The sequence below is a fragment of the Prevotella dentalis DSM 3688 genome, assembly GCF_000242335.1.
GTDB lineage: Bacteria > Bacteroidota > Bacteroidia > Bacteroidales > Bacteroidaceae > Prevotella > Prevotella seregens.
The window spans coordinates 1162945-1184060 of sequence record NC_019968.1 but is presented as its reverse complement, the minus strand read 5'-3'; the positions used below and the strand labels follow the sequence as shown (position 1 = coordinate 1184060).

Here is a 21116-nt window from a genome sequence, read left to right as displayed (position 1 = left end):
CTATACACTCCATTCAGCACAAAACGCCCCAACCGCTCTCCCCTGTCGCTCTGTGTCCCGACGGAGCGATGAAAGCGGTATCTCGCCATCACACTCATTTATGACGTGATAGCGAGATACGGCTTATAGGGAAAAGTGTCTTTTCGTACATTTGTCTTGTTTTCTACGTCAAAAACAAGACTTTTATATCAACTAAGCATTATCCAAGTGGACAAATATCTCCCAAGCAGGCAGCGGACTGTGACCGCTGCCCGATTTTTTGAAAGCCGGGCATACCTCTCAGATATGCCCAGCCACGCCTTACTTCTCCCTGCTTATTCTGCCCACCTGCTTGTAGGGGTGGTTGCAGAATTTCCAATCAACCTCATGGTCTGGCAGAGTAGTCTGTATGCCACTGCCCATGACCATGCCACAGTGTTTCAGGATTTTATCCTTAGCTTCCTCACTGCTCTCTGCTTCCACTTTAAAAGTCCCCTCGAAAATGTATCTTGCCGGTACACAATAAATTTTCTTCATCGTTGTATCAATTATGGAGTATGCCGAAAGCTCGGCACACTCCTGGTTCCACTTAGTCAAACATCGCATTGACGTGGGTCTCAAACTCGTCATCGGAATAGTTGTAGAAAATGTCATCTTCCACATATCCGTAAAACAGGTTATCTACTGACGGAAAATCACCTTTCCACTTGTCGCACACACTACAAGGTGCAAACAGAGCATCGCCTAACTGCGCATTACATATCTCCCTTGCATCAACGCCCTCTATCGAGAAAATACTGATGTTGTCCATACGCTTAGAAATGAAAATCAATGATACCACCGATATAAAGTTTGTCGCCCTCCGTCAGATGCTCCACCATTCGCATCAACTCCGCCGACTTCTCCGCAAAGGTCTGATAGTCGTCATTGCAGAGGTAGAAGTGAGCATCGGTTCCCAGCGGATTTTCTAACTCGGTCTCCAACTGGTACACCTCACCGCAAAAGTTCATCACGTTTTCCGTGTTTACCTTTTCCGCCCTTGTCTGAATACGCTCCACCCACTCACGTTTCCACTGCTCGAAACCACCTTGATACACCAACGTCGTTTCATCTTTGAGGCAGAACATGCCCAATGGCAGAACATGCCCAATGGCAGAACATGCCCAATGGCAGAATATGAGCCATGAGCGAGTAAACGGCTCTTTTCCGCTCCTCCTCTGATATGGCTGCACAATAGTCGTAATCGCTGCCATCACCCTGCAACAAGGTATCTTCACAGAGATAGCCCTCGATGCGTTCTTCTGATAATTGAAAAATCCATGCGTGCATAACTTATCATTTTAAGAGATTATAAATCTTAATCTTTTCCCTTTTGTGAAGTCTTCAGACTTCTCCGCCGGTACTCGATTTTCGTGCAAGAGCATACGGCATCCAACAGGAGAAAAGGCAAGCGATGGAGAATGAAAGTTGGTGGAATACCCAAAAGAGCATCTTTTGCGGAAGGCTGCCAACAAGTTTTATCCTCCATAGCGAAGTGGTACTTGCCATTCTTCCTGGTGCCGTAACTTTGCAAAGAAAATGAGTGCTGGCGAGAAGAAGAGGCTGGGTAAAGAATAGAAGTAACTATCTCCATAAAAAAGTTTGGAAATAATAACAAATGAATCTCGTTTTATTTAGGCGTTTTTTCGTATATTTGTAGCCGAAGGGCAAATATAAACACGACCGACGCACCAGCCCTATGCTATCACCGGCCTTAAAACAAATATACGATGAATAAATTTATTTATCATGCGTAGATTGAGTGTAAAAGGATGGCTCAATCTACAAAGAAAAAAATTGGCAATTTAATTCTTGCCGCATCCTTTGTATTATGTTTTGTCAACTTGTAGTCTTCCTATCACGACAAACTGTAGTGTCCAACTCTTAACAACGAACTCAAATACGAGTTTAAGTTGCTTGGGGCTGCAGAGAAAGTGAGAAAACAGGAACTTTAGGGGGCAGACAATTGAACATCTGAAAATCAAGACTGGCAAATTGGATTTAATCACTTTTCGTTGTGAAGTTGATAGGTGGTCCGACTCCACCTGTCAGTCTTTTTATTCTCACTATTCCATTACTAAAAATATTCAAGGTATGAGAAAGCTTTGAAGAAGAGAAATCCCGTCTTTCTATTACAGAAGGACAGGATTCTTTCATCGTACAGCTCAGAGTGTACTTTGGATATGTCCTAAGAAAAAGGTACATTAGTATAACAGCCCGAACATCCAAAGCGGGATTCTGTTTCCTGAACCCATCTCTATGTCATCAATGGCCAGGAAACTGTTGGGCTCATCCTTGATCTGCTCAAAGCTCTTGCTTGCCCCTCCCACCTCAAAAAGATATTTGTCGTTCACCAGGAAATCTCCTATCTGTGGCATGGTTACGTTGGCCACCGCCTGAAGCTGGTTGTTGAAGAAGGTCTCGCGTCGGTTGCCGATATTGACGCTTGTCCCCAGAGCCGCCATGAGATTGGTGTTGCCCAGGTAAATCTTTTCAGGAGAGGACAGGTGCTTGTAGTTCTTTTCGACCTTGGTCAGTAGGGAGATAATCTGCGCCTTGTCCAGGGTATAAAGCATCTTCAGGCAACTGTCACGTGTCGTTTCCAGAGCCTGCCCCAGCTTGTTGACATTGGGCACCAACGGCACGCTTTGTGCGATGACGGCCAGCAGCTTCTTCGTTTTCTCCACCGTGGCGTAGGACACGTTCTCCACGGCGGGCATGTCGCTCTCAATGACCAGCGACGCGGTGGCGGCGAGCCGCATATAGTAGTCGTCGCCGGCCTCCAGGAAGAACGGATAGCATCCCTTGTCCAGATATTCGCCAAAAGTCTTCAGCATCTTCCCCTTGGAGGCCAAATCCATGGACAGCGCAACATGGTCGCGCAACAGATCCTCTAATGTGAGGGGAGCCACCTCCACGATGCCGGTAAAGGCCAGGTATTCCCTAAACGACATCACGGGCAGTGTGTACAGCGACTGGCGGCGCGAAAGGTCTGTCTTGGAGTTGTCTATCTCCAGCATGGACGAGCCCGTGTAGGCCACGTTCAGGTCGGGATAACTGTCATAGATGTTTTTCAGCACAACAACCCAATCGGGATATTTGTGCACCTCGTCCACAAAGAGATGCTTCAGGCCGTGGCTGTAAAAGTATTCAATGAGTTCTGGGAGGCTATGGGTCTTGAACCAGATATTGTCAAGCGAGATCCAAATGGCATCATCGACGTTGGCAAAGCTCTGCTTGATGTGCTGCAGGAGCAGGGTGGTCTTTCCGGCGCCTCGTGAGCCGCGTATGCCTATCAGCCTTGATCTCCAGTTGATTCGGTCATGCAAGAATCGCATGAACCGCATATCCGTCATGGCCAACCTGCGGTGATAGGTGGTCAGCAGGGGAAAAACATCATTTTGTTCCATATCTCGTTGATTGAAGGATGAGGATGCAAATATACGAAATAACTTTTTGAAAAGCGAATTTTATAAAGAAAATCACTTTTCTAAAAGTTATTTTTGTTTATTCTGCTTTCTGATATCAAAAGCAAGGAAGCTATGGCAGCGGCAGTTCAAACGTCCTTACCACCGCCTTGCCATCCTTACTGATGAAGAACCACCGTTCGGCATTATACTTCATGCCATGATGCGTTACCGCCTGATAGTCGATCTTCACTTTCCACCCCGTCCATTCTTTCTTGTTGGTTGCCAGACTGAGCATCTGCCTGATGTCCGAGTTGGCACGCATTTGCCTCTCGGCGAGATCCATCACATAGAAGTCGTTGATGTCCAGCGACTGCATATTGTCGGTACGTTTCATAATGCTGTCAGTGACCGATTTCATGATACGGACGATACCCGCCTTCTCCTTTTGGGTAAAATAGCTAAAGCCAAATGCCGAGTCTGGTTCAGAAACCGCCACGATGTTCAACTGCTTGGGGTACTCCACCGACTGCCGCAGATTCTCCTCTGCGCGTTGCTGTAGTTCCTTTTTCCTGTCCGTACACGATGCCATGAGCACAGTGATGCCCAATAGCAACGAGAGTTGTATTCTAATGTGCTTCATCTCAAATCATGATAATCCTGTCCTTTTCAGGCGTTAGTTGCAGACGCTTGTAGTACACGGTACCGTCTTCCTTGTAGAACTCTATGCTGTCCTTGGTCACGCCCTGTTCACAAATTTGCTTCACCTCCTCCACCGAAACGGTATGGCCGCTGATATTTCGCCAGATGGAGAACTTGCAGGGGTGCTCGGCATTGCGATAATTGGCACAGTTGTATGCCTTCAGCCCGACATGTAGGTCGCCCCCGCAATGCGGACACTTCGTGACGCGCGACTCCAACTTCACCTTACCCTCGGCTATTGATAACGACGAGGCAAACATCTTCCACTCGTTCGAGGCAAAGCCTTCCAGGGCGATGTGCTTACCCTTCAGGAACTCCACGGCATCCTGCTCCGTAATCCTACGGTTGCAGATGATACCCGGAATCATAAAGTCGCACGAAGGATGCTCGCCAAGGGAGTTCTCACATCGGTAGCCCTTCGAGGTCTTGCGCATCCTACCTCCACATATCGGGCACACCCCATCGATGTAATGCACACCTGATGATACCGCCACCTTTCCATTACGGATGACGAGAGCCGCCTTAAAATGTTGGCCGTCTCTGTTTTGCAAAGATAGCACCCCAGTATGTCCATGCTTCACGAGCTGCGTCACCAGTTCCTCCGTCATCTCCAGATCAAACAAACGATCAGGGATAACGAATCCACAGGACTGCTCACTGCACTTCCAGCCCTGCTCGTCGTGTACCATTGTACCTCTGCCGCAAACAGGGCAAATCATTAAGTTATTTGTATCACTCATATCTTTGTTATTTCTTAAAGTTTAATGATTACTAGGCAAATCCGCTGTTTGTACTGCTCTTCCTCGAAATAACAAAGTGTAGCAAGTGCAAAAGTACAGAAAATTGCCCATATTCAGGTCGGTCAGATGTATTTCCACTCATAGACCAGTCCATCCACAATCGCCTTTCCCGACATCACCGTGGCCCAACCTTCAGGATCAAGTCCGAACCAAAGGTCGTTCCACGAGTACGTCCTCACCTGCCATGCCAGCAGCCACAGATCTGTATTGATGGCTTCGAGTTTCGTCACCACCTCGTTGGCAATGTAATACCGTTCCGCCGATGACAGCAGGTTCACCTTGTGCTTTTCGCTCACAGGCTTTCCAGCGGCATCATAACCACTTACGTTGTATGTGCCGCTTGTCACCAGTTGCCTCATAAACGGATAGAGCGAAGCCATTTGCGTGGTAGCGTCCGTCAACTCATCAGACACCAAGAGGGCGATGGCCGTACCTTTCAGATGTCCAGGGAGAGAACGGCGCAGGAGGCTCATGTTTCGTGGAATCTCCACGGTCGTCAGTTCTGCAGCCCGCTTGATCTGATAGAGGTTCTGCATGGCACCCTGCGCATTGGAAAGATACTCCAGCATCTTATCCTCCACCTTGTGCATCCTGTCCATCGCCACGCCAACAGCCGTTTCCGCCGCAATAATTTTCTTCTGCGTCTTTTCGCGGTCCTTGAAAAGCTTTTTCAGCATCTCGCTCTGCGCTACCACGGCACCCGTCAGCGTCGGGTCTGTCTGCTGCGCCATCATCGGGCAGAAAGCCAGACCACCCAACAATAATATGATAAAGAATCGTTTCATAAGGCCACTCCTTTCTCACGCCTGTCTGCCAAATTTCTGTCTCTGACAAACTTGTTCTCTACCGCCACAGCCTCCATCTGCTTGCCCATCAACTGGTCATTCCAATCCTTGTAGTTCTCGGCAGCCTTCCATTCACCCACATTATAGCGAATGTGGATATGCTTGCGAAGCTCACGGATTGACAACTGGTCGTTAGGAATGGCAAAGTTCTTATCACCAACGGTAATCTTTACCTCACTATCCTCCTTATGCACATTCATGCGGATGCCCTCCAGCAGGGCAGCCATACGGATGCCATAGATGCGTCCTGAAAGATCGTTGTCAAAACTGTCCATTGCTCTGGCTTCCGGGTAATGCGCCATGATGCTATTGACCTGTCCGTCTGAGAAAGTACCGCCCAGCGATACGAACACCGAATGAGCAGCATCCAAGCGAAGGTGATTCAGCTGATAGAACGCCATGATGTCGTAAGCACTTTCAGCGAAATATACATTCCGGATGTCCGCAGGCTCTCCACCCTGCGAGAGGTCGGCTATCCAGGCACCCGTTGTGGAATTGGTACCAGCCGCTTTACTCTTGAAGGAACCAAAGCCACGGATCTCATAACCCACCACCCTGTCCTTGCCAGCCTCCGTATAAGGGAAGCCGATGTTGAACTGCTTGTAGGTGGTATGGCTGCTGTCCCTTATCTGCTTGATGAACGGAGCGAAGGCATCCACCGTATCCTCGTTGATGCCACGCTGGGCAAAGAAGGCCATCACCTCCGACAAATCACTTCCAATCTCCTTCGTCTCGTACCGTTTCGGATCAAACACACGACTGTCGCTATATCCAGCCTTCGTGAGATACTGACTATCGCCATAGTCAGGAATCGGCTCATTAGCAAAGCGAGCCATCACTTTGCCGATGATTTCCCATTCGTTTCTGCCAGACTCGTGGAAGCTGTTAAGGTTCTCACGTATCAATGATACCACATCGCCGCCTTTCGCCCCGTTACGCCGAAAATAGGTCTGTGCCGCCTTTTCCTTCGGGTTCTTGATGATGAGCTTATCCTTATGACCGGTGGTGTCAGCCAAGACCATTTCGATGTATCTGCCCACGCCAGCCGAGCGATCGAGGCGATAGCCCAGATAATAGGCAATGTCATCAACACCAACCTTCGTTTTCAGGTCTTTGAAGTTTACGGTCTGCTCCATACTACCTGTAAGTATTTATAGTTAGACTTTTATCTGATGCGAACGCTTTCGGGACTGCGACAGCACCACATCGCCATAGCTTTTTTCCAAAGTCTGGAAGAGCAGCCGATTCTTTTCAGTCCCTTCCGACAGTGAGAAATAAAGCATGCCGAGACTCTTGTCAATCGGCTTGACTCCCAGCTCCCTGCCTTGGAAGGAGGCACGCACCGCATAGTCTCCGCTATTCTGCTTGATGATGGATGCGTTCTCAAAGGCAATCTTATCCTTTGTAGCATCGGCGGATAGATTTCTGTTCTTATCGAGCAAGGGTTCTTCGCCCAAGGCCATCTTTTGCTTGTCCACCTCTTCCAGCACCATGTTGGCAGCCTTATTCACGTCGGCTATTACCGACACGATGAACTTAGGATTCTCTTTGAGGGTAGAGATCCAGCCATCTAGATAGGCTGCGTTGTTGTTCAGGATGCGCTTGTCAAATCCCATGGAGTTACCCACCATTGCTGCCGTCAGCTCTGCCACCAGTTCCTCCTTGGCATACTTGGCGTCACCGAACTTCTCATGGCTGCCCCTGTTCAGTCGGGATTCCGTCCCTGTAGAGTGAGCCATCTCGTGAAGTGCCGTGGAGTAATACTCCATACCGTCCTTATACACCTCCTCCGGTGTCTTGCCGATATTGAACTGCTCCTTCCTCGGAATGACGATGATGTCTTTGGAGGGCGAGAAGTAGGCCCCTGGTACCTGCTTGTCGTATTGGATGGGACAAATCCACTCCTGCTGTTCAAACATACGGTCAAGAGCCTTACTGGCGAACATGCCTACCGTATCACGTATCTCTGGCGGGGCAAACAACTTTTTGAGGGCTTCCACCTTATCCGGCTTCACCTCAGCGAGGTTCGTCTGGTCGATATTGAACACGTTATAAGCCTTCAGAAAAGGAATTGTCTGCACCTGCATCCGTTCCGCAAGGCTCATCTGGCGATAGGTGTCCGTGGTGATTTTACGTCCGTCCTTGTCCCTTGCCATGATGTCCCAGTAAAGCACCGGCATGGCCGACTCTCCCTTTTTGACGTGCGCTCCCAGGTCGTTGGCCTGTTTGAAGGTAAGATATACGGGCATGGAGTAGCCGCGTAGAGTCGTGTCCAACTGGAGAAAGAAGGAGTTGCTGCCCGAATAGCCGCGCCCGGACACATTTTGCGGCATGGCACCAGGAGCGATCGAGTTGCCAATCCACCCCTTCTTCCATTCTGTTGACTTCATCTGCTCCATGCGCTCAATCATCATCTCCGTGAACCTGTCCACGGCTTTCTGACTGAGGCTCTTCGTTTCAGTTCCAGCTGTAGTCATCATCGTCCTCCGCCAAGATTTGCTTGTCCTGCATGCTTAGTTCCACCGATTCCATATAGAACTCCGCAGTGTCCTCACTCGGATGCGTATTGTGATCCTTGCACCACTGCATAAAGTCATCCGCATGCTCACTTTCAAGAGTGAACTGAAGCCATCCGATACGTTTGTCCTGTTTGAGCTGGACCAGCTCTTCAAAACTATATGCCATTTTCTTTGATTTTATATTGCCTGTATTCTATATTCCATATTCACTATATCATAGCCAAATCCTACATCTTCAGTCCATTGCTGATGGTTTGTTTCTGTCCCGACAGCACCTTGATGTCATCCGAGAGATACTTAGCGGCCAACTGCTCACGAGTGACAGTCTTGGCTTGGAAAAGCGAAAAGCCGTCGTCAAAGGAAATCGCCTTCTTCTCCGTTCGTCCATTCTCGCCAACGGCAGCCGAAATCTTCCACTTGCCGTCCATGTTGTCCTTCGCCACCCGGATGTCCTCCACCTTGATATTGGCAGGAAGCTGATAAGCCGAGTACGCCGATGCCAGATGCAGCCGCTCACCGAAGTTCTTTTCCACCAATGCCGCCGGTGTCGTCACACGGTCGAAGAAGGCACTCTGGTCAGCCTTTGTCATCGGTACCGACATACGCTGATCGCCCACCTGTGCATAGAGTTTGTACTTGCCATAGTCGGCACGCTGCTCGTCCTTCTCCTTATACACCGTCATCTTGTCGATGATTCTACCATCAGAGATGGTGTTGGCTGCCTTGTATTCCTCCACCGACACCTTGGGAGCCAATTTGGTAGGATAATACTTCTGCATCATGTCCTCCACCTTCGCCTCCCGTTTCTGGTAGGCAGCGATATCGGCAGCATCCATCTTCATGGGGTTGAGTTGCTTGCCGTTGATCTGTGCCACATAGAACCAGTCGGCGGGATTCACCTTCGACTGGAAGGCATGGGCGTGGGAGACCTTGTCGCCGTTGACCGTTATCATCTGCGGCTCGCGTGGCTGATGGTCCTGCTTGGTGGTAGTCGACTTGTCCACGGCCTTTCCTTCCTCTTTCTTTTCCTGTGCCTTTGATTCCGTTTCCACCGATGCGGATTTCTCTACACTTTGTTTCTTCTCCAGACTGTCCACAATAGCCACGCGGAGACCGGCACGGATGAGCTTGGGCAGATTCGTGTCTAAGGCGTGATGAGGGAATGTCACCTGTAGAGAACCGTCTTCTGCCTTTGTCGGCTTGGTCGTTTTGATGGCCAATGTGTCAGCCACCTTGGAGGCATCCGCGTTCACGGCCGTATAGAAATCTCCCGTACGGAAGAGCAGGACGGCATCCGGGTGCTTTTCCTTCATGTTCGTGTACAGCTCTGCCAATGTCTTTGACTTCGGGAGCTTCGATGTTTTCTTTGCAGCTTTTTTCTCGGTCTGAGCCGTCGGCTCTTCCTTTGGGGTAGCTTGCTGCGGCACCTCTTCTTTTTTCTTTCTTGCCATATTGTTGTCAATTAAGGGGTAAATATCCGGTTTCCACTTGTTGGGCGTGAACTTATGCGTATCACCGAGCACCGCCATCCGCGTGTCCTGCCTGCCCAGCGCTTCGTAGGCAGCCATGGCCGTATGCCCGGTGTCAAGCACATTATCAATGAGAATGGGAATCTTGTCTTTGGGCACCCTACGGATGCGATAAAAGTAGAGCGGAACTTCGTCGAGCGAGCCATTGGCTTTCTTCACCAGATAAAGCGGCTCATGGGTATTGCTTGCCAACGCGTCGATGACAGGCAGATGCAGTGCTTCGCTGATCTTTTCGGCCAGCGTCTTGGTATAGCCAGCCCTGCCGGTGCGGTTGGGAATAGGAACCAGCACCACAGGTCTGTCCATCGGCATCACATTCCTCACGGCTGCCACCATCATCGTTGCTGCCCTCGCTATGGCCATCTCGTCCCCAGCCTTCACCTTTCGGGCGATAGGAGCGACCTTGGCATAGCCAGCCACCGAGCTGACGATGTAGTCGTAATCAAGATTTTTGTATTTCTTTCTATCCACCTTGTCTTATCGCGATGTGCTTTAACGCTACGGTTCTACAACAGAAGAACTCGCCAAAAGAGAAGAATGTTAAAGCACTCACCGAGGCCATGCAAGGTGACAAGACGGGAGCAGAATATTAAAGAATCCCTTGTTTGGGAGAATGGTTTTTAGTCCGGAGTTATCGTGTCAAGCCAGTACGCTGCTTCTTTTCGATAGCCTCCGAAGGGTTATTGGTCATGGCCTGACGTTCCACCACCTTCTGGTATTCCCAGCGGTTCTCGTCGGTCATCACATACCCCATGAAATCCTCGTGGGCATCATCATAGCGCATCTGCTGCAATCGTTCCCACTCCTTCATGTCGCCGTTGACAATCTTGAATCCTTGGGGCTCACGAAGGTCCACGCCCACCGTCACCTTGGTGTCGCCGAGCGACAGCTCCACAGGCTTGCCTTCCTGCAAAGCCTCCTTTTGGTTGGCGCCCAGTTCGATGTCCTTCACTTTATCTCGTGTTTGTAGTTCTGTCTCTATAGGAATGCTGGCCACATTACGGTGCATGGGCGAGTTGGTCTCTTTATCCAACTGGATAAATCTAACTTTCCTTTCCCCCTCCACGTCCACTTCCTTGCGTATAACCTCGCCATACTGCACCCGTTGGAACTCATTTTGGTTAAGTCCTAATTCGTTGGCAATCTCTTTACGAAGTGGGTAAGTCATCAGTAACACCTGCTCGTTATCATCCAGTACGAATTGGGCTTTCAGCGGCAACTGTATCACCTTGCCATTTGATGTTTCCATGTTGGCCATGAAAACAGGCGTTACCTCTCCACGAAGCAGCGGAACTTTCAGAGCATCAGGCATCAACTCCAGCCGTCGCTCGTTAATACCCAACTGCTTCAGTTTGTCTAAGACAGTTCCTTGGGCTTGAAAAGTCATCACTTCTTCCATACGATAAATGTTTGAAGGTAAATTTGTAAGCGGAAAACCCGAAAAGAGGGCTTCCACTGAACAAAATTATCAAAAGAAGATGAATATAAGACGCCGATACCGATTATTTCTGATGGTCACTGTAGCCATGTCTTTTAGTAATAATGTGGCAGCACAGTTCTTTACCCTCCGACCCCAAATGACTAAAAGGGAGACAAATACTGTAAAACAAAGAGTTACGCCACAGCAGAAGGACACTATAAAGGTTCGTCCTACGGATATTATGTTTCAGAACGGAAACGGCATGAAAGTGAGTATTGAGAAGGATGTACCACTGTTTGTCAACGTGAAGGACTCCCTGCTTTTCGGCTTGATCAGCCAGCGCATGAATGTTTGCTTGCCCCTTGACTTCCTGAAACTCACTTCTGCCTATGGTTATAGAAAAGACCCCGTGAGTAGCAGCACCGCCTTTCATGACGGCATCGACCTGCAATGCAACCACGCCCATGTCTATGCCATGCTGCCCGGTATCATCAAGGAAGTACACTATGGCAGCAGAGGCTACGGCAACTATATCGTGTTGGAGCATGGCATCTTTGAATGTCTGTACGGACACCTCAGCATGATAACCGTTCGTGAGGACGATGCGGTGACGGCAGGAACCATCGTGGGAATATCAGGGAACACGGGCAAAAGCACTGGGCCGCATCTTCATATCAGAATCAGGAAAGGAGGGAAGAGTATTGATCCAAATGTTTTTGTGGACTATCTTAATGGCTATATCACACAGCTACAAGAAAAGATGTCATATCTCCGCTTCGGCACTAAGCCAGACCGAGCGTTGAACATCGAAAACCTAATGGCCGTTCTCCGACAGTATGATGTGAAATTCCCCCAAATTGTGGCAGCACAAGCCCTGCTTGAAACTGGCTATTTCACTTCCAGGGTATGTCTGGAGAACAACAACCTCTTCGGACTCCGCCGCCCCAGTAACGGCAGCTACTACACATTCAACTCATGGGAAGAGAGCGTAAAGGCATATAAAGACTATGTACAATACAAATATAAGGGTGGAAACTACTATGATTTTCTGAATAAGATAGGCTACGCGGAAGATGGTGACTACATATCTAAGATTATCAATATTAAAAGAAGTTTGTAATCTTGGTTAGCTATGATTTAGAAATCGACCTTTTCTCACAGGCAAAATGCATGCATAATACGGTTTTTCGCATTCTGAAGATGTTCAAGCTCTACACCAAATTATGCTTTCAAGATGGAAGAAACTGACCAGCAACCCATATATCAGTTTCCGCTTTCATTGAGAGTATTGCAACTTCCTTTCCGAATATTTGATGTATCTCCGCAAGTAGCTTATATGTATACCTCCTAAGAATTAAAATTCTTTTGCACTATTAATGCTGATAGAGCAAAAAATTGCTTGATATTGAAATGAGGAAAGTTTGTGTAGGGCTGAATTTCTGTAAAACGCAAATGAATTTCATCTATTTCAAAAAAATTAGATGAAAATAGCTATTTTCTTTAGTTTAATGTTACATATTCTCTTTATTTTTTGTACTTTTGGATGCAAATTAGATCTCAAAATTATGGAGAAGGACATAAATCGTCTGAAAATAGTTCTAGTAGAACAAAAAAGAACAGGAAAGTGGTTAGCCGAGCAGTTGGGCAAGGATCCTGCCACCGTTAGTAAATGGTGCACAAATTCATCTCAACCAGGGCTTGAGACATTGATGCGTATATCAGAAATTCTTGGCGTTGATTCGCGAGAACTTCTTGTAAGTAATAAACCTAAAGAGTAGATTAAATCTAATAAACCAAACTTTCTATGGACATTATTAGCCAATATAACCAGCTGAAGGATAGTTATAAGAGTTATGTCAGTAGTTTTGTAACCATCAAGGATGACCGTATAAAAGAAACGGTATCTGCTGCTCTCAAAGACGAAACTTTATGGCCTGAAGCATTGGTTCAGTTTAACCCAAATTTTGCTCAGGGGAAGAGTGTAGAGGAAATGATAGCTGTAGGTAGTCCTATTCATACAGATCTTTCAATGTTCTTTGAAAACAAGTTCTATAAGCATCAACAGGATGCCATTGAACTGGGATGCCGTGATCGGGAATTTATTGTAACATCGGGAACAGGTTCAGGAAAGTCACGTACTTTCATGGCAACGATTTTCAATTATCTTCTTTTCCATCGGGAAGAATGTCAGGACAAGACCATTGCTATCATAGTTTACCCAATGAATGCTCTTATCAACTCTCAGTCTGAAGAGTTGCAACGCTATAAGGAGGAATATGAGCGAAAGAAAGGCGAAAATTGCCCTTTCACTTTCGGCAAATACACGGGTCAGGAAGGACGGCAGGAACGCGAACGTATGCAACAGACTCCACCGAACATCATCCTTACCAACTATATGATGTTGGAACTCCTTATGACACGTGCAGGTGAGGAGCAGCCTCTAAGGGGGTGCTTCTTGCAGAATCTTCACTATCTTGTTTTCGATGAGCTTCACACTTATCGTGGTATGCAGGGTAGCGATGTCTCTTTACTGATTCGTCGCATTAAAGCCCAAGCCCAAGGGCATGTGCTGTGTTTTGGAACATCGGCTACACTGGTTGCTGATGACAAAATATCGTATAAGGAGCAAAAGGAAAAAGTTGCAGAGGTTGCGTCCTGTATCTTTGGAAGTAGTTATGTAGCAGAGCAGATTATCGACGAGACATTAAAAGCTGGTCTGAACTACCCCGAAGTTACCAAGCAGGAAGTAATGGCAGCTGTAAATGCCCCTGTGCCAGCTAATGCTGGTGCAGACGACATACGAATCCATCCCACGACAAACTGGATAGAGCAGAATATAGCATTGAGGTATGATGCAAAAGAAAAGAAGATATTCCGTGGTAAACCACTTTCCATAGAGGAAATGGCCAATAAACTATATGAGTATGTTGACCGTTCCATTACCAAGGAAGATTGTACTCGTCATCTTATAGAAGTACTGAACTGGTGCAACCGCGTGAATGTGGAGCAGCATACCAATCTACTCCCATATAAGATACATCAGTTTATCCCACAATCGGGCAATGTCTATGCAACTATCGGAATGCCATCCAACCGCTATGTCACTGTCGAGGAAAAGCTTTATTGCGAAGAATTATCTGACGGTGATATCAAAGTAAACTATTTTCCTATCGTCTTCAGTCGTCACACCGGGCATGAGTTCTATTGTGTTAAGCTTAATGCCAACGGAACCTTTGTGCCACGCAGTTTCGATAACCGAAACGAAGAGAAAGAAGATAGTGCAAATACCACAGATGGATATATCATTCTTCCGCATGAAGATGAGAAGGCCGACAGATACCTCCTTTCCGAAGATTCAGAAGAAATCCCTGAAGATTGGTATAAGGTGGACAGAAAAGGCCGGCGTCATTTGAAGAAGACTTACCAAGAACGTTTGCCGAGATTGATTTATGTGACCTATACTGGCAAATATGCCGACAATTCCTCTGCCTTTGCTAATGCCATTGAAGCCATATACGTGCCATATCCTCTCAAATATGACCCGACAGCCAAGGTGGTTTATAGGGGATCAAGTAAAGAATGGTCAAAACTAGCAAAGATTGGCAGTGAAGGTCGAAGCACCGCTACTACCGTGCTCTCATACGAAAATATCATAGAAATGCAAGAGTCTGGTGTGCCTTCATCGGATAGAAAGATCATGACATTTGTTGATGCTCGTCAGGATGCAGCCCTTCAGGCTGGTCACTTCAATGATTTCATTCGTATTGGAAAAATCCGTTCTGCTATCTGGCATGCCGTGTATGAGTCTAACTCTCCCATAGACAGTGAAAAGATTGCCCGATTGGTGTTTCAGAATCTTCATCTCCAATTCAATGAATTCTCCAAACGCAAAGATCTTCGCGGAGGCCGTGCCCATGATGTTGAAGAGGTGATGGAGCGTTATCTCTCCACAATTATCTATGATGATCTTGCAGGCAACTGGCAGGTGAACATGCCCAATTTGGAAGATTGTGCTTTATTGAGGATTAACTACAAATATCTTCATGACGAGATTTTCGGAAACGCTGGAAGAGATCGTCTTTACGACATACCGGAGCTGGATGGTCTGACCGATGAAGCCAAAGAGACTTTCATCATTCAGATTCTCGACTATTTCCGTCATAAGCTTTGTATGCACTCAGCAGAACGAACTGAGACAGCTGTGAGGGACACGATAAAGGCTGTCAGAGACGACCTCGTGGATCCTTGGACTTTGGACGATAACGATACCATTGTTGCGGCCAGTTCGCTGATGCTTGTAAAACCTCGGAGCAGAAGAAAAACCTTCAATATAGAGGTTGCAGGTTTCCATTCCAAGTTTGCCACCTTTATTAGTGATTTCCTTATCAATAATGGCGGTACAGCTTCTATTTCAAATGCCGATGAATATATAGATTACATGGCCCGTCTGTTCCAAGGTTTGGGCAATTATATTATTGAACGCGACGGCACTTATCAGCTTGACTATCGTTCTATCCTTTGGGAGAAAGGCGATGAAGAGAATGTGCGCACCGACCAAATAAAGGTTCGTGCCATTGGTGAGGAAATCAAGTACAAGCCTAATGCCTATTTTCAGAATTTCTACAAGCATATTCCGCTCAAGGAAGTCGTGCTTGAAGCTAAAGATCATACCGGCCAAGTTCCTAAGATAGAACGCGAAGAGCGCGAGAAGCAGTTTCGCAATGGAGTTTTCCCCGTGCTCTATTGTACTCCTACCATGGAACTTGGTATTGATATCAAGGACTTGTCAATCGTCGGCATGAGAAATGTACCGCCTACACCTGCCAACTATACTCAGCGTGCAGGGCGTGCAGGGCGTAGTGGGCAGGCTGCTCTCATCTATACTTATTGTCGGCCCCGCAATTCTCATGAGAATTATTATCTAAATCATCCAGAGAAGATGGTGAATGGCGAAGTTAAGGCACCTCGTATGGAATTGGTAAACGAAGAACTTTTCACCACCCATTTACATTCTACGATATTATCATTATGTCCCATACAACAGTTGTCAGAGGGCATAGCTTCTCTTGTGGACTATTCCAACTCGAACAATATCACGTTGAAGCCGGAGGTTTGTTATTGTCTACGCTTGTCATCAGAATTGAAAGGAAAGATCAAAAACGTATTCAAGAGAGTCCTTGCCGACTCATTCCTGTCAATGAAGCTTGATGAAGACCAACCATATTGGTTCACTGATAGATGGATGGATGATATTCTCAATTGCTATGAAAAGGACTTTGATAAGGCACTTGACCGCTGGCGTAACCTGTATAAGATTGCACAGCAACAGATAGAAGAAGCACAGATTGTAATCCGCAATAACATCTACGGAGATAATTCGAAAGAGAAGAAAGATGCCCTAATTAAAGAAAAGCGCGGCACAGAACTTCGAGATATGCTTCTTGGTCAGAATCAGGGCATGAATGCTGAGGAAAACGAGTTCTATCCTTACCGCTATTTTGCCAGTGAAGGTTTCCTACCTGGTTACAATTTCACAAAGCTCCCACAACGTGCCTTACTGCAATACAAGAGCGACAAGGTAGAATATCTGAGCCGGTCCCGCCGTCTGGCTCTGTCAGAGTTTGGACCACAGAATATTATCTATAACAACGGAGGAAAGTTTCGTGTTACACGAATGATGCTTACTGGTGATGTGTTGGAGCATAAGTTCTTCTACAACCCCAATACGGGTACTATCTACAAAGACCAGGACAATGCAGCCTACCACACTGACATAATTACAGGAGAGGCTCTTGATGGCGTATCTAAGCTCATTCCTGGAATGTGCATACAGTCGCAGGATATGGTGGCGGAAGAGAAAGAGAAGATTACCTGCCAGGAAGAGGAACGCAACCGCAAATCTTATCAGTTCAAGACATTCTTCTCGTCGGACGACCCGAAGTCAATCAGTCTATGCGAGTTGAAAACCGCTAACGATGTCCATCTTGCTAACATCCGCTATATTCCCGCGTGCCGTCTAACTTACTTTTTGGAATCCAAGAATGATGACAATGCCAATGGTTTTGCCTTCGATACCAAGACCGGCGACTGGCTCAGTATCGACCGGATGACCAAGATTCAGCAAGAGCAGGAGCAGCACCCCGAAGAGGCGGGACGTGCTCGTTATGTGAAGCTCTTCACCGAGACAACAGCAAACGCTATTTACATCCAGCCTCTGGACGCGCTCCAGCTACAGGACAAGGGTGCCGTACTCACCTTCCTCTATGCCTTCAAACAAGCTATTGAGGATGTATTCCAGACCGAGGGCAGCGAGATAGGTGCCGACGTGATGGGTGAGGTAAAGATTCCCAATGTCCTCATCTATGAGAATGCCGAGGGGTCGCTTGGCGTTCTAGGCCGCTTGGTTCATGAACCGGAAGCCTATCGTACCGTAGTACGTCGAGCCTATGAAATTTGTTATAACACACTTGAGCCTCTTACCGATGAACAGCGTGAGAGACTAATTCCTGCCGACTACACCAATCTACTTAACTACTACAACCAGCCTTACCACAGCCAGATTGATATTCGCAAGATATATCATACGCTGCGCATGATGTGGGAGGCTAACATAGAGATTCGTGTGGCTGGTCAGACAGAGAGTTATGATGAGCAATATGCAAGTCTTGAGCGTGCTCGCGACCATAACAGTAGCACAGAATATGAATTCTTGAAATATCTCTACGATCATCGGCTCCGATTGCCCAACAAGGCTCAGCCTATGTTTCCTGAAGAATATTATGTTCAGCCCGATTTCATGTATGGTGATCGCATAGTCATTTTCTGTGACGGAATACCCCATGATCGTCCTGATGTTCAAGAGGATGACCGCCGCAAGCGAGAAGTGCTTGAAGATGCAGGCTATCTCGTTCTAGCATGGCATTATGCCACTCCTTTGGAGGATTTCATAACTGCCCATACAGATTTATTTACTCCTGTAAGCTAATTGGAAATGGAAGAATTGAATTATAAAACTGGCACATTGGTTGAATTTCGTTCTCGCCCTTGGGTTGTGCAGCAGTCCATTGATACAGACCTGCTTGTGCTAAAACCACTTGGTGGTACAGATGCCGAAACAATTGGCCTTTACAAGCCTGTCTATGGCCATGCACTTAAAGATGCCGTCAAACCATATAACTTCCGCAAACCATCTAAGGAAGACATAGGCAAGAACAGCTACCCCGGTGCAGCTCGCATTCTCTTCAATGCGTGCCGCCTTTCGTTCCGTGATATTGCTGGACCATTTCAGTGTCTTGGTCGTCTTTCTTTTGAGCCGCGTCCCTACCAGATGGTTCCGCTTATTTTGGCTTTGAAGCATGAGACTATCCGATTGCTGATCTCCGATGACGTGGGAATTGGCAAGACTCTGGAGTCCTTGCTCATAGCTAAAGAATTGCTTGATCGCAAAGAAATACAACGCTTTGCCGTTATCTGTCTGCCACATCTGTGCGAACAATGGCAGAATGAAATTCGTGACAAATTCGGACTTGAAGCAGAGATTATCCGCTCCAGCACCATCAGCCGCTTGGAAAAAAACATGCGTGCCAATCAGAACATCTTCCATGACATTCCCTTTCAGATTATCTCCATCGACTACATCAAGTCATCCGACCGCAAGCCGATGTTCCTACAGCACTGTCCGGAGTTTATTATCGTGGATGAGGCGCACACCTGCGCCAAACCAAAGGGTGCTAATAAAAGTCAGCAACTTCGTCACTCCCTGTTGTCAGACCTCGCCAAAACAGACAGGCACATTGTTATGTTGACGGCAACGCCACACAGTGGGAACACGGAGGAGTTTCAGTCACTCATCGGTTTGTTGAAGCCCGAGTTTGCCTCTTACACACTTGAAGATGCAAAGCAGCGCGAGGCACTTTCCCACTATTTTATCCAGCGCCGTCGTGCTGATGTCAAGCCATATGTGGGCGATGATGTCATCTTCCCCGATAGAGTACCTTTTGATGGTAAATATAGTTTGTCTCCTCAATATCATGCACTGCTTATGGACATCATCGAGTATGTACGCTATGGTGTGAAACTGGCTAAGCAACTTGAGAAAAGGAAACAACGCTACATATACTGGGATTTGCTGGCTCTTATCCGTGGTGTTATGTCAAGTCCGGAGGCCGGCATCAGCATGTTGCAAAACAAGATTACCAAGCGCGACAATGATTCCAATAATAGTGAATCATCTGATACTGAAAAAGTTTATACCTTTAATGATGCCATGAAGGATGGATTCTATGGTGAGGATATTGTACCAGATTCTTATGAAGAGTCGTCTTCATCAGAGAAAAATAAGTTCCGCGGCTTCATTGCTTCTCTGCGTGCTATCATCGATAAAGGTCAGGACACGAAGGTGAAAGAGGCAGAGAAATACATTGAGTTTGCACTCAATTCAGGTTATAATCCTATTGTGTTCTGTCAGTACATTCAGACAGCTGAATATGTGAAAGCATACGCCGAAAAGCAGTTAAAGGCGAACAAGAAATTCAAAAATGTCTCTATAGAAGTAATCACCAGCCGTCTTACGGATGAAGATCGCAAGATGAAAATTGACGAACTGTCAAAGACTGAGCGCCACGTACTTATCTGCACAGACTGTCTTTCTGAGGGGGTGAACCTCCAGAATGGATTCGATGCCATCATCCATTATGATCTGCCATGGAACCCGAACCGTGTAGAGCAGCGTAATGGTCGTATCGACCGCTTCGGCCAGACCTCACATGAGGTCATGATTTGCACAATGTTTGATGAAGTGCAGAATCCAGTCGATAAGATTGTGATGAAAGTTCTCTATCGTAAGCAGGAGCAAATTCGTAAGTCACTTGGCATCTATATTCCTATCGCCGACAACGATTCCAGCATTATGGAGAGCATCATGGAGGAAATTATTGTTTTACAACCAGAACGGCAGGTCAAACAGCTTGAACTCAATTTTGAATTCGACGAGAAAGAAGCTATAAAGGAGCATGATATCAGAATGCAACGTGCCGCAGAAGTGGAGAAAAAGTCGCATACTTATTTTGCCCATAACACCAAAGCGATGAATCCAACCCGCCTGGTGGAAAGTCTGAATGAGGCCAAAAAAGTGATTGGTGATATCTACGACACACGTGATTTCATTGTAAGCGAGCTTAAAAATGCCAGTATAAACATTAAGACCGACGAATCTCCTTTGTGCTATTCCTTCCAGATGGCAGAACTCTCGGAATCACTCAAGGTGTATTTCCGTCGTGCAGTTGACAAGAAAGGCACCATCCGTATTTCGTTCGCCTCACCCACACCAAAGGGATATATGTATATCGGTCGTAACCATATATTCGTTGAAGACCTTTCTCGTGGCGTCGTCAACGACACTATCAATGGGGGGCCGTTGGCAGCTTGCCGTGCTATGGTGATGACTACAGAACAGGTGGATAAACTCACCACAGTGATGCTGGTGCGGGTGCGCTCCGTAATCAGCGAGCAGAAACAACCCGACCATCAGATGGTGGGCGAAGAGATTATTTTCTTCGGTTACCGTGGACGCATCGAAAATCATGAATTAATCTCAGATGATGAGTGCCGGCATCTGTTCCTTGATGCTAAGGCCGCTGGCGATGTGAATATCACAACTCAGCGGATGCGTTATCAGCGTAGCCTGGAATGGGTGAATGATGAAAATGCTCTTCGTGAGCATACTGACGACATAGCATTGGAGAGGGCTAATAAACTTGTTCAGGCATTTACCCAATATCGCACCTATGTGGTAGCCACAGAGTTTCAGGTGGTTCGCCCTGTACTCCCGGTGGATGTCATGGCATGTTATGTGTTCCTCCCTAAAATAAACTAAAA

General features: G+C 47.0%; 15 protein-coding genes and 1 pseudogene. 4 read left to right on the top strand and 12 right to left on the bottom strand.

Annotation, left to right across the window (positions count from 1 at the left end; genetic code table 11):
- Positions 1-300 precede the first annotated feature (300 nt).
- The 12 genes and pseudogenes from PREDE_RS12020 to PREDE_RS11965 form a co-directional block, all read right to left on the bottom strand.
- Complete coding sequence (locus PREDE_RS12020) at positions 301-516, bottom strand: hypothetical protein (protein ID WP_044127191.1); 216 nt, start codon at positions 514-516, stop codon at positions 301-303.
- A 52-nt stretch (positions 517-568) separates the two neighbouring features.
- Positions 569-790, bottom strand: coding sequence for a hypothetical protein (locus PREDE_RS12015; protein WP_005847961.1), 222 nt, complete (start codon positions 788-790; stop codon positions 569-571).
- Positions 791-794: 4 nt separating this feature from the next.
- Positions 795-1308 (bottom strand): annotated as a pseudogene (locus PREDE_RS14405) (hypothetical protein).
- A 914-nt stretch (positions 1309-2222) separates the two neighbouring features.
- Positions 2223-3428 carry an ATP-binding protein gene (locus PREDE_RS12005; protein ID WP_005847969.1) on the bottom strand — a complete coding sequence of 402 codons (1206 nt, stop codon included), beginning with the start codon at positions 3426-3428 and terminating at the stop codon, positions 2223-2225.
- Positions 3429-3558: 130 nt separating this feature from the next.
- Positions 3559-4068 (bottom strand): hypothetical protein, encoded by a 510-nt coding sequence (locus tag PREDE_RS12000; protein WP_005847971.1) that lies wholly within the window; start codon positions 4066-4068, stop codon positions 3559-3561.
- 1 nt (position 4069) lies between these two features.
- Positions 4070-4867: a topoisomerase C-terminal repeat-containing protein gene (locus tag PREDE_RS11995; protein ID WP_015310533.1), complete on the bottom strand. Its 798-nt coding sequence runs from the start codon at positions 4865-4867 to the stop codon at positions 4070-4072.
- A 122-nt stretch (positions 4868-4989) separates the two neighbouring features.
- Positions 4990-5712, bottom strand: a complete 723-nt coding sequence (locus tag PREDE_RS11990; protein ID WP_005847974.1) for a hypothetical protein — start codon at positions 5710-5712, stop codon at positions 4990-4992.
- The gene (locus PREDE_RS11985) at positions 5709-6908 is read right to left on the bottom strand and encodes a DUF3991 domain-containing protein (protein WP_005847976.1); all 1200 of its coding nucleotides are present in this window, start codon (positions 6906-6908) and stop codon (positions 5709-5711) included. Before PREDE_RS11985 ends, PREDE_RS11990 begins: the two co-directional genes overlap by 4 nt.
- Positions 6909-6929: 21 nt before the next feature.
- Entirely contained in the window at positions 6930-8249 is a 1320-nt protein-coding gene (locus PREDE_RS11980) for an ArdC family protein (protein ID WP_044127193.1), read from the bottom strand.
- Entirely contained in the window at positions 8230-8457 is a 228-nt protein-coding gene (locus PREDE_RS11975; protein ID WP_005847980.1) for a hypothetical protein, read from the bottom strand. The genes PREDE_RS11980 and PREDE_RS11975 overlap by 20 nt, the downstream gene beginning before the upstream one ends.
- A 61-nt stretch (positions 8458-8518) precedes the next feature.
- Complete coding sequence (locus PREDE_RS11970; RefSeq protein ID WP_005847982.1) at positions 8519-10291, bottom strand: MutS N-terminal domain-containing protein; 1773 nt, start codon at positions 10289-10291, stop codon at positions 8519-8521.
- A gap of 160 nt (positions 10292-10451) precedes the next feature.
- A complete protein-coding gene (locus tag PREDE_RS11965) occupies positions 10452-11219 on the bottom strand; it encodes a DUF4099 domain-containing protein (protein WP_005847984.1) in 768 nt (255 codons plus the stop codon).
- 79 nt (positions 11220-11298) lie between these two features.
- On the opposite strand from PREDE_RS11965, the gene PREDE_RS11960 reads away from it, so the two are divergent.
- The 4 genes from PREDE_RS11960 (at position 11299) to PREDE_RS11945 (ending at position 21114) form a co-directional block, all read left to right on the top strand.
- Positions 11299-12360, top strand: coding sequence for a peptidoglycan DD-metalloendopeptidase family protein (locus PREDE_RS11960; protein ID WP_015310532.1), 1062 nt, complete (start codon positions 11299-11301; stop codon positions 12358-12360).
- A 445-nt stretch (positions 12361-12805) separates the two neighbouring features.
- Positions 12806-13018: a helix-turn-helix transcriptional regulator gene (locus tag PREDE_RS11955; protein WP_174264900.1), complete on the top strand. Its 213-nt coding sequence runs from the start codon at positions 12806-12808 to the stop codon at positions 13016-13018.
- Between the two features lie 26 nt (positions 13019-13044).
- Positions 13045-18225 carry a DEAD/DEAH box helicase gene (locus tag PREDE_RS11950; protein ID WP_005847992.1) on the top strand — a complete coding sequence of 1727 codons (5181 nt, stop codon included), beginning with the start codon at positions 13045-13047 and terminating at the stop codon, positions 18223-18225.
- Between the two features lie 6 nt (positions 18226-18231).
- Positions 18232-21114, top strand: a complete 2883-nt coding sequence (locus PREDE_RS11945) for a helicase-related protein (protein ID WP_005847994.1) — start codon at positions 18232-18234, stop codon at positions 21112-21114.
- Positions 21115-21116 lie beyond the last annotated feature (2 nt).